Source organism: Arthrobacter rhamnosi (assembly GCF_054510855.1).
In genome coordinates, this window is sequence record NZ_JBTNDT010000006.1 from 241,890 (window position 1) to 251,873 (window position 9,984).

Sequence of the window (9,984 nt, forward strand, 5' to 3'; positions counted from 1 at the left end):
TTGAACTGGTTGCCAGGGGTGTGCCGCGGGCGGTGCGCCCCTCGTCAGCGGTACCGCCGGTGAAGACCTGACGCAGGCCTCGGTCGCCTCCCGGGAATGCCCGCCTGCATCCGGGAACGCCGCAGCCCGCTCCCGCGAGGGCGGAAGCGGGCTGCGGTCCGGCGTGATGCCGGCAGGTCACTCGCGGCGTGTCAGAGGGAGTGCACCGTGACGTCGCAGTGCAAGCGGCGCGTGTGGTCCACGTGCCGGGCCTGCCCCGTCAGCGTGAGGGGCACGGTGGCGCGGATGTCGCTGCTCGAGGCGCCGAGCCGGAGCTCGAGCGTCCCCGGCTCGACGACGCGCAGTCCGTCGCGCCCGGTGAAGGCGGTGACGTCGGCAGGGACGGTGAAGGCGACCCGCGCCGAGGCCCCCGCCGCCAGGGGCACGCGTGCGTAGCTGATCAGTCGCTGCACCGGCCGGACGACGGATGCCACCGGGTCGTGCAGGTAGAGCTGCACGGTCTCGACGCCGTCGCGCCCGCCCGCGTTGGTGATGGTGATCTCCACGGTCACCTCGCCGTCCGTGGCGGCGGTATCCGCCGATGATTCCACGTCCTGCCAGGTGAAGTCCGTGTAGCCGAGGCCGTGGCCGAAGGCGAACGCCGCCGTCGGATCGATGTTGGACACGCTGTTCGCCTGCGCCAGCGGAACCGCGAGGTAGGTGGACGGCTGCGCGCCCGGCGTCCCCGGGATGCTGACCGGTAGGCGCCCGCTCGGGTTGATCCTCCCGCTCAGGACACCGGCGACAGCGGCCGCACCCTCCTCGCCGGGGAAGAACCCCTGAACGATGGCGGCGGCATCGGTCGCGGCGGACCCGAGGGCATAGGGGCGCCCCGTGAGCAGGACGACGACGACCGGTTTGCCGGTCGCGAGCAGCTCGTCGAGCAGCTGCTGCTGGACGCCCGGGAGCGCGAGGGACTCGGCGTCGCACCCTTCGCCGCTCGTGCCGCGGCCGAAGAGCCCCGCACGGTCCCCGAGGACGGCGACGACGACGTCGGAACCGCCGGCGACGGCAAGCGCCTCGTCGAAGCCCGTCGTCGCGGTGCCATCGATGGTGCAGCCCGCGGCGATCGTGATGTCACTGTCGGCGAACTCTCGCTGGACGGCGTCCGCGACCGTGGGGATGGTGAGGCCCATCTCCACCTCGGGGTGCTGCTCCCCCACGTGGGCGGGGAAGGAGTAGCAGCCCAGGAAGGCCCGGTGCGTGTCCGCGTTGGGACCGATCAGGGCGATGCGGGGAGCGCCGGCGAGCGGCAGGATCCCGCCGTTGCGCACCAGGACGATCGACTGCTCGGCGAGCTCGCTGGCGATGGCACGGTTGGCGGGGGTGTCGAGGTCGACGACCGGGACACGGGCCCCGGCGCCGGCCAGGGCCGGAGGAACCGGTGACCATTCGGGATCGAGCAGGCCGAGGTCCAGCTTCTGCTGCAGGACGCGGCGGAGCGCCCGGTCGACGAGCCCCTCGTCCAGCCTGCCGCCGTCGATCTCGGCGAGCAGGTGCTCGCCGAAGGTGTGGATCGTCGGGAGTTCGACATCCACGCCGGCCGTCAGCGCTGCCGCCGCGGCATCGCCGAGCGTCGCGGCCACGCGGTGGAGCTCCTTGAGGAAGGCGATGCCGAAGTAGTCGGCGACCACCGTCCCGTCGAAGCCCCACGTATCGCGCAGGAGCGAGGTCAGGAGCGAGGCGTCGGCCGCCGTCGGCACGCCGTCGATGTCCGTGTAGGCGTGCATCACCGAACGCACCCCGGACTCGCGGACCGCCATCTCGAACGGAGGCAGGAGCACGTCGGCGCGCTCGCGCTCGCCGATGGAGACCGGGGCGAGGTTGCGGCCGGCCTTGGACGCCGAGTAGCCCACGAAGTGCTTGAGCGTCGCGACGACGCCGGCCCGTTCCAGTCCCTGCACGTAGGCCGTGGCGATGGTACCGATCAGGTAGGGGTCCTCGCCGATGGTCTCCTCGACCCGGCCCCAGCGGGCGTCGCGCACGACGTCGAGCACCGGAGCGAGTCCCTGGTGGACGCCGACGGAGCGGAGGTCCGCGCCGATCGCCGAGGACATGGTCCGCACCAGGTCGGGATTGAACGTGGCACCCCATGCCAGGGGCACCGGATAGGCGGTCGCCTTCCAGGCTGCGAAGCCGGCCAGGCATTCCTCGTGCACGAGGGCGGGGATGCCGAAGCGGTTGGCCGCCGCGATGCGCTCCTGGGTCCGCTGCAGCGACAGGGCGCCGAGCCCTGGTTCCACGGGTGCGGTGCCGAAGGGCCGGGTCAGCTGGCCCAGGCCGTGCGGCAGGAGTTCGTCGAGGTCGACGGGCTCGTTCATCTCGTTCTGGTGGGGAGCCACCTCGCCGCCCTCGGTGTTGGCGCCGACCCAGACGCCGACCAGCTGGGCGACCTTCTCGCGAAGGGTCATCGCCTGGATCAGGGCCTCGACCCGGTCCTCGGGTGTTGCGGCGGTGTTCCGCCACGGGGCGTCGTTCAGTGTTGTTTCAGTCATGGTTACTTTCCGCCAGCGCCCATGAGGCCCTGGACAAGCGCGCGGCGCGCAAACAGGTAGACGAGCAGTACGGGCACCATCGACAGCGTGACCGCGGCGAGCAGACCCGGGATGTTGATGCCGTACTGGGTCTGGAAGTTGAAGAGGCCGAGGGTCACCACGCGGGTGCTCTCGGACTGGGTCAGGATCAGGGGGAACAGGAAGCCGTTCCATGCCTGCAGCGCGGAGAAGACGGCGATCGTGGAGATCCCGCCCTTGGACAGCGGGAGGACCAGCCGGAAGAAGGCACGCGCCGGGCTCGCGCCGTCCATGGCCATCGCCTCGTACAGTTCCCCCGTGATGTCGCGCATGGTCCCGCTGAGGATGAGCGTGCAGATCGGCAGTGCGAAGGCCGCCGTGGGGAGGATGACGCCGATCAGGTTGTCGTAGAGCCCCACGGTGTTGATCAGGTAGAACACCGGCACGATCACGGCCTGCGCGGGAATCGCCAGACCCAGCAGGAAGAAGCGGAACACGAACGACGCCGCACGGCTCCGGCTGCGCACGATCGCGTAGCTCAGCGGCGGCACGAGCAGCAGGACGATCGCGACGACGCCGACGGTGACCACGAGGGTGTTCAGGAAATACCGTCCGAAGCCGCTCGTGATGGCATCCGCGTAGTTCTGCAGCGTGAAGCTGGTCGGGAAGGACAGGGGCCCGTTGTCGCCGAACTCGGCGCGCGTCTGGAACGTCCCCGAGATCATGACGTAGAGGGGGATCGCGACGATCAGCAGCCAAAGGAAGGAGCCGATGCCCGCGAGGTAGTTGGGACGGGTCTTCATCAGAGTCCTTCCAGCGAGCTGTTCATCTTGTCGTAGCCGGAGACCTTGACCACCACGAGGGAGATCGCGGTCGCGACGACGACGAGTACCAGGGCGATGGCGCTGCCGACGCCGAAGTCGAAGCTCCGGAACGCCTGCTGGTACATGTAGAAGGCGGTGATGGTGGTGTCGGTACCCGGTCCGCCGTTGGTCAGGATGAGCACCGTCTCGAACGTCGTCAGCCCGCCGACGACCATCAGGATGATCGAGGTGATGGCCGTGTTCCGCAGCTGCGGCAGGGTGATGGAGAAGAACTGGCGCACCATGCCCGCGCCGTCGATGGACGCCGCCTGGTAGAGGACGGGCGGGATGCCCTTGGCCGCACCCTGGTAGATCAGGGTGTGGAAGGGCGTGAACTGCCACATGCCCACGAAGATGAGGACGCCGATGGCCCCCGTCTGCGTGCCCAGCAGGTTGCCGTCGCCGAACAGCCACGACAGCTGGCCGGGGATGCCGAAGTTGGGATCGAGCAGCGCCCGCCAGAGGACGGAGATCGCAGCCGAGGACAGCAGCAGCGGGATGAAGTAGATGGCGCTGAGCACGGCGCGGTTGCGCTGGTTGCCCGCTGCCCAGACACCGAGCAGGATGCTCAGCGGCGTCTGGGTGACCACCCCGAGGACGATGAACAGGAGGCTGAGCCAGAGGCTCTTGAGCATCACCGGATCGGCGATGAGCGTCTTCCAGTTGTCGAGCCCCACGAACTCCGGGTCACCGAGTCCGCTCCACGACGTGAAGGACAGGACGGCGACGGCGGCCAGGGGAACGAGTGCGAAGAGCGCGAAGAAGATGGTGGCGGGCAGGGCCCAGGCGAAGCCCGGGCGTCCGACGGACGAGGCGCCCGAGCGGGCCGGGCGGCTCACGGTGGAGCCGCCCGGCGCTGGCCGCCTGCGGGTAGCAAGCGTTGTCATGGTGTGTCCTACAGGCTCTGCATGGCCTTGATGAAGCCATCTTCATCGATCTGGCCGCTGAAGAACTGCGCTACGGCCGTGTGGATGGTGACGGTCGCCTCGGGCGGGTAGGCCTGGTCCCAGGAGAGCTGGAAGTGCGGCGCGTCCTTCACGAGGTCGAACTGGTACTTCGCGTACTCCGGGTTCGAGGCCTGATCGAGGAACTCCTCCGTGTTCGTGGTGGTGGGCAGGTTGCCGATGGCGATCTGCTCCTGCACGAACTCGTCCGAGTACATGAGCTTCAGGAACTCGGCAGCCTCTTCGGGGTACCGGGTGTCCTTGGTGATGGAGTAGAAGTTGTTCGTGTTGCCGGCGAGGTTGTCGGGATCGCCCTCTCCGCCTTCGATCGCGGGGAACTCGCTGTAGCCGAGCACGTTCTCGGCGAACTCGGGGTTGGCGTCCAGGTGCGTCGCATAGGCCCACGAACCCATGAGTTCGAAGCCTGCCCGGCCGCTGGAGAGCAGGGTGGGAGACCCGCCGTCGGTGAACTTCACGGAGTCGAAGTTGGTACCGAAGGCACCCGCGTCGATCAGTTCCCGCAGCTTGCCGAGGGCCTCGCGGCTCTCCTCGGAGTCCCAGACGCTCGTGTCGCCGTCGAGCGCGGCCTGGAACAGGTCCTCGCCGGCCACGCGGTCGAAGACGTACTGGAACCACATCTGGGTCGGCCACTGGTCCGCGCCGCCGAGCGCGATCGGGGTCACGCCCGCCGCCTTCAGCTTCTTGACGTCCTCGAGCAGGTCGTCCCAGGTTGCCGGCGGAGCATCGATGCCGGCCTTCTTGAGCACCTCGGAGTTGTTGAAGAGCATGACGGGCTGGGTGCCGCGCATCGGGATGCCATAGCTCTTGTCATCGACGACCGCCGTGTCGAAGACGGACGGCAGGAAGGCGTCCTTCAGCTGCGGGTCCTCCTCGATGAAGTCGTCGAGGGGCAGCAGCAGGTCGGCCTTCACGAAGTTCGCGATGCTTCCGCCACCCCAGTTGAAGAAGATGTCCGGGGCGGAGTCGGTGTCGATGATGGTCTGCAGCTTGGTCTGGTAGTCCGCGCCGGGGATCGTGTCGAGCACGACCTTGACGTCGGAGGTCTCGTTGAACTTGTCCACCATGGCCTGCTCGACCTTGTTGCTGGCATCGCCGTACACGGCGAGGTGCAGCTCGTTCTCGGGCCGGCTCGAAGCGTCGCCGCCTCCTCCGCCGCACCCGGCGAGGGTGAGGCCCAGCATCATGACCGCGGTGCCCGCAAGGCTGCGGGACATCCAGGTTCGGTTGTTCATCGTTGAACGCCTCTCGAAAGTTTCGACGATTATATCGAAAGTTGTGTGATGGGTTGAGTGTATGTAACCGGGGTCTCACTATGCAAGCCGGATGTGCTGCCGGTCACAAATTGCGGAAGGGACAGGCGCAGTCCCGTGCCGCGGCCGCTGTCGACCCCGCATGTAAGCTGTGCGCATGTCGATTCCGGCGGAAGAACCGCGTGTCACCCTCGCCCAGCTTGCGACGGCTGCGGGTGTATCCCTCTCCACGATCTCCAAGGTCCTCAACGGTCGTGCTGACGTGTCCCCGAAAACCCGGGCGAAAGTTGAGGAGCTCCTCGAGGAGCACGGCTACCGCCGACGCAAGGAATCGGCGGCCAAGGCGGGTCTCGTCGAACTCGTGTTCCACGAGCTGGAAAGCGCCTGGGCCTTCGAACTCATCCGCGGGGTGGAGAACGTGGCGAGCGAGCACGGCATGAGCGTGGTGCTGACCGAGACGGGAACACGGCACGCTCCGGGCCCCGAGTGGATCGAAGGCATCCTGTCGAGGCGCCCCGCCGGCGTCGTCCTGGTCTTCTCCGACCTGCCCCAGGAATTCCGCAGGAAGCTCGACGCACGCTCGATCCCCTTCGTGATCATCGATCCCGCCGGGGACCCCGCTCCCGACGTCCCCTCCGTCGGTTCGGCGAACTGGTCCGGCGGGATGATGGCCACACGGCATCTCATCGACCTCGGCCACACCCGGATCGCCGCGATCAGCGGGCCGGAGGACATGATGTGCTCCCTCGCCCGGATCGACGGCTACCGCTCCGCCATGAACCTGGCCTCCCTGCCCATCGACCCGGAACTCATCCGCTACGGGAACTTCCACGTCGACGGCGGACGCGACCACGCCTTCACGCTGCTGCGCGGGCCGAATCCCCCCACGGCGATCTTCGCGGGCAGCGATCTCCAGGCGCTGGGTGTGCTCGACGCGGCACGCCAGATCGGGCTGCGGGTTCCCGACGAGCTGTCGATCGTGGGCTACGACGACCTGCAGCTGGCTCAGTGGTCCAGCCCTGCCCTGACCACCGTGCACCAGCCGCTCATCCAGATGGCCGAGGAGGCCACGCGCATGGTCCTGCGCCTGCGCGACGGCGAGCGTCCCAATAACCTGCGGCTCGACCTCGCCACCAGCCTCGTGGTGCGCCAGAGCACCGCTGCTCCCTCCACCGCTGCCGCGTCCGCCGCGCGGCCGGCGCCGCAGCGGGCGTGACCGCGCGCGCTTCTGGATACGATAGGCCGAGACCAGGTGCCGAGGGCTCCTGCAGGACGAAGGAGAACCCAGGGCCGTGCGGCTACCCGGCGGAATGAACGGCACTGAGAGCCTTCGCACACAGAACCTGTCCCAGATCCTCACGACGGTGCACCGGAACGGCCCGCTCTCCCGCTCCGAACTGACCCGGCGCAGCGGCTTCAACCGTTCGACCGTCGGCGCCCTAGTATCCGCCCTGGCGGAGAAGCGCCTGGTGCACGAGACGGAACCGGCGGGCGACGGCAGGGTGGGACGTCCCAGCCCCATCGTGCAGGCCAACCCGGGGGTCGCCGTGATCGCCGTTAACCCCGACATCGACGCCCTGACCGTCGGCGTCGTCGGCCTGGGTGGGAAGGTGCATGCGCGCGTGCGCCGCGAGACCCGCAGCGTGCCGTCCCTCGACGACGCGGTGCGGCTCACGGACGACATCGTCGCCGACCTCCGCCCCGTCCTGGCGCGCCTCGACCAGGTCCTCGGTGTCGGCATCGCGCTTCCGGGACTCGTCAACGCGGGCGCAGGGCGTGTGCTCATCGCACCGCACCTGGGCTGGCGGGACGCCGACCTCGCCGGACCGTTCGGCAGCGCCCTGGGCCTTCCCGCGGTCGCCGCCAACGATGCGTCCCTCGGATCGCTCGCCGAGAGCATCTTCGGCGCCGCGATCGGTGTTGACCACGCGGTGTACCTCAACGGCAGTGCGAGCGGCATCGGCGGCGGCATCGTGACCGGAGGTGCACAGCTGGTCGGGAGCCGCGGCTACGGCGGCGAACTGGGCCACACGCTGGTCCGCGCGGGCGGGTCCGCCTGTCATTGCGGGCGCTCGGGCTGCCTCGACGCCGAGGTCCGGCTGGAGCGGCTGCTCGACGCGGCGGGCCTGTCGGGGGGCGGTATCGAGGCGCTCGAGGCCGTGCTGTCCGACGACCCCGCACAGGCCGTCCGGGACGAAGCCGAGCGCCAGCTGGAGCTGCTCGCCGTCGCCCTGGTGAATTTCGTCAACATCTTCGACCCCGAGCTGATCGTCCTCGGCGGCTTCCTCGGCTCGCTGTTCGGTTTCCACGGCGCCCAGCTCACGGAGGCGGTGAACCGGGGATCACTGGCCGGCGGGGTGCAGGTGCGCCGCGCGGCCCTCGGCCCGGAACTCCTGCTGGTGGGCGCGGCGGAACTCGCCTTCCAGCCGCTCCTCGCGTCACCCTCCTGAGGCCGGTCCGGGAATGCCCCCGGCGTTCGGGCACGCAGAACGGCGCATCGTCCCGGAGGACGGATGCGCCGTGTGCGGTATCGAGAAGGTCGGTCGACCGAAGGTCAGCCGATGCGGCGCGAGCCGCTCTCCTCACCATCGTCGTCGAGATCATCGGCGTACTTGTCCGCGTACTCCGAGTAATCCGGCTCAACCGGCTCGAGAGGTTCGGTACGCCGCGTGGACGCACGACTACCCGGGCCTGTGAGCTCTCGCTGCAGTGCCGAATAATCAGTGGCCGGGCTGAAGTACTTCATGTCCCTGGCCTGCTTTGTAGCTTTTGCCTTTTGACGGCCGCGCCCCATGGCGTGACCCCCTTTGTGCGTCGATCCGGAGGTGGTCACTGGGGCACGAGGCCCAAGGCTGCAGCGAGGCCCCGGAGTATTTGGTCAGTTTGTCGTAGGTATAGATTACATGCTTTCCGCGGCATCCGAGCGCGGGTTCCGGCGGGCTCCGGAGAAGGCCTCGACGGCGGACTGCGGTCCGTGCACGCGGCCTCCGGTGCCGGGTCCGGTCCTCCCCGGAGGATCTTGGATAGAGTCGAAGCCACGCCGGAGCCCCCGGCAGCACGCGCACCAGGAATACAAGGAGACAGCGGCCCACCATGAGCAACGAGGAGCAGGCACCCAGGGACCCCGGGAACCACCCCGGACCGGACGGGCCGGACGTGGTGGAGGGGCCGGACGTGGTGGACGCCGACGCCATCGTGCTCGACGACGGCGACGTCTCCGCCGGCACCCTGGAGCCCGAACTGTCGGTGTCGCCCGAGACCCTCGACCTGCAGGACCCCGCCCTCGGACCCGCACAGATCAGCAGGGACACCGCGGAAGCCGCCTCGCTGGAGGATGCTGCCGCCGAAGCGCGGGCCGTGGCGGCCGCAGCCGAGGAGGCTGGGACACTGGTGGGCGGACCCCTGCCGGCCACCGCGCCGGTGGTCCGTGCAGTCCCCGATGGCACTGCTCCGGCCGGAGGCACAGCGGGCGCGGCGCCCGGACCCGTCGGCGGCCCGTACGCCTTCCCTCCCCAGGGTGGCGAGCCCGGCCTCGGACATCCGGGGTTGTACCCGGGCACCGATCCCGCCTCGATCGGGCCGGCAGGACAGGAGTCCCCGGCAGAACCCCGACCGGCCGACGATGCCCGGGCGGCGTGGATCCCGACGGCGTCGGATCCTGAGGACACCGGTGCGCATGCGGCGCAGGACAGGACGTCCGCCGGCAGCAGCGTCCTGCCGCTGCTGCTGCTCATCGGCGGCGCCGTCGTGCTCCTGGGGCTCCTCGTCTGGCTGCTCGTCTCCCTCCTGAGTGGCGGGAGGAACGAGGAGCGCGTCGATCCCTCGTCGCTCGCAGCAGGCGAGTGCCTCGCCGATTTCACCGGGGTCACCGAGGATGCCGTGCGCGTGGACTGCAGCGAACCGCACAACGCGCAGCTCCTGGCGAGCGAGGACTACCCGGAGGATGCCGAGTTCCCCGGACGCGAACAGCTCGACCTCCGCGCCGAGGCCGCCTGCGCGGCCGCCTCGGCCGACGTCAACCCCGACGTGGTCACCGAGGAGCTCCAGGTGACCCTCCTCCGCGCCACCCCGACCGAGGGGACCTGGGCGGACGGCGACCGCAGGGTCGACTGCTTCGCGGTGATCGGGAACAGCGGCACTGTGAGCCAGAGCCTGCTCGGATCCTGACGCCGGGGGCGGATGCACGAAGGGGAGGAACCCCGGTTCCTCCCCTTGCACGGTACCCGTGGTCCTCCCGGCTAGCTGTACTGGGCCGGGACGTTGTTGACGCTTGGGGCTTGATAAGAGGAGGACCTCCGGGCTTAGTGGAGCTGTCTAGTTCCCACACTTCGCGACCGGAGGTCCTCGTGTCCCA

At 69.3% G+C, this 9,984-nt stretch carries 8 protein-coding genes; 3 read left to right on the forward strand and 5 right to left on the reverse strand.

Going from position 1 to position 9,984, the window contains the following annotated elements; translation table 11 throughout:
• Positions 1-191: 191 nt before the first annotated feature.
• From ACX80I_RS13600 to ACX80I_RS13615, 4 genes are read right to left on the reverse strand one after another with little or no spacing between them, the layout of a single operon-like run.
• Positions 192-2,534, reverse strand: a complete 2,343-nt coding sequence (locus tag ACX80I_RS13600) for a beta-xylosidase/alpha-l-arabinosidase (RefSeq protein WP_459345649.1) — start codon at positions 2,532-2,534, stop codon at positions 192-194.
• A 2-nt stretch (positions 2,535-2,536) separates the two neighbouring features.
• Positions 2,537-3,355 carry a carbohydrate ABC transporter permease gene (locus ACX80I_RS13605; RefSeq protein WP_087074419.1) on the reverse strand — a complete coding sequence of 273 codons (819 nt, stop codon included), beginning with the start codon at positions 3,353-3,355 and terminating at the stop codon, positions 2,537-2,539.
• Positions 3,355-4,302: a carbohydrate ABC transporter permease gene (locus ACX80I_RS13610; RefSeq protein ID WP_459345650.1), complete on the reverse strand. Its 948-nt coding sequence runs from the start codon at positions 4,300-4,302 to the stop codon at positions 3,355-3,357. The genes ACX80I_RS13605 and ACX80I_RS13610 overlap by 1 nt, the downstream gene beginning before the upstream one ends.
• An 8-nt stretch (positions 4,303-4,310) precedes the next feature.
• Positions 4,311-5,612 carry an extracellular solute-binding protein gene (locus tag ACX80I_RS13615; RefSeq protein WP_459345651.1) on the reverse strand — a complete coding sequence of 434 codons (1,302 nt, stop codon included), beginning with the start codon at positions 5,610-5,612 and terminating at the stop codon, positions 4,311-4,313.
• Between the two features lie 175 nt (positions 5,613-5,787).
• Here ACX80I_RS13615 and ACX80I_RS13620 point away from each other — a divergent pair, with 175 nt between their 5' ends.
• Both ACX80I_RS13620 and ACX80I_RS13625 read left to right on the forward strand, forming a co-directional pair.
• Entirely contained in the window at positions 5,788-6,846 is a 1,059-nt protein-coding gene (locus ACX80I_RS13620) for a LacI family DNA-binding transcriptional regulator (RefSeq protein WP_459345652.1), read from the forward strand.
• A gap of 94 nt (positions 6,847-6,940) precedes the next feature.
• A complete protein-coding gene (locus tag ACX80I_RS13625; protein WP_459345653.1) occupies positions 6,941-8,080 on the forward strand; it encodes an ROK family transcriptional regulator in 1,140 nt (379 codons plus the stop codon).
• 104 nt (positions 8,081-8,184) lie between these two features.
• On the opposite strand, the gene ACX80I_RS13630 is transcribed toward ACX80I_RS13625, so the two are convergent.
• Positions 8,185-8,424: a DUF3073 domain-containing protein gene (locus tag ACX80I_RS13630; RefSeq protein ID WP_087074409.1), complete on the reverse strand. Its 240-nt coding sequence runs from the start codon at positions 8,422-8,424 to the stop codon at positions 8,185-8,187.
• Between the two features lie 299 nt (positions 8,425-8,723).
• Between ACX80I_RS13630 and ACX80I_RS13635 the strand changes: the two genes are divergently transcribed.
• The gene (locus ACX80I_RS13635; RefSeq protein WP_459345654.1) at positions 8,724-9,797 is read left to right on the forward strand and encodes a septum formation family protein; all 1,074 of its coding nucleotides are present in this window, start codon (positions 8,724-8,726) and stop codon (positions 9,795-9,797) included.
• Positions 9,798-9,984: the final 187 nt, after the last annotated feature.

Excerpts from the sequence above, each read along its gene's own strand:
- ACX80I_RS13610 (WP_459345650.1), bottom strand. The coding sequence starts at position 4,302 with ATGACAACGCTTGCTACCCGCAGGCGGCCAGCGCCGGGCGGCTCCACC.
- ACX80I_RS13615 (WP_459345651.1), bottom strand. The coding sequence starts at position 5,612 with ATGAACAACCGAACCTGGATGTCCCGCAGCCTTGCGGGCACCGCGGTC.
- ACX80I_RS13625 (WP_459345653.1), top strand. The coding sequence starts at position 6,941 with ATGAACGGCACTGAGAGCCTTCGCACACAGAACCTGTCCCAGATCCTC.
- ACX80I_RS13635 (WP_459345654.1), top strand. The coding sequence starts at position 8,724 with ATGAGCAACGAGGAGCAGGCACCCAGGGACCCCGGGAACCACCCCGGA.
- ACX80I_RS13630 (WP_087074409.1), bottom strand. The coding sequence starts at position 8,424 with ATGGGGCGCGGCCGTCAAAAGGCAAAAGCTACAAAGCAGGCCAGGGAC.
- ACX80I_RS13620 (WP_459345652.1), top strand. The coding sequence starts at position 5,788 with ATGTCGATTCCGGCGGAAGAACCGCGTGTCACCCTCGCCCAGCTTGCG.
- ACX80I_RS13600 (WP_459345649.1), bottom strand. The coding sequence starts at position 2,534 with ATGACTGAAACAACACTGAACGACGCCCCGTGGCGGAACACCGCCGCA.
- ACX80I_RS13605 (WP_087074419.1), bottom strand. The coding sequence starts at position 3,355 with ATGAAGACCCGTCCCAACTACCTCGCGGGCATCGGCTCCTTCCTTTGG.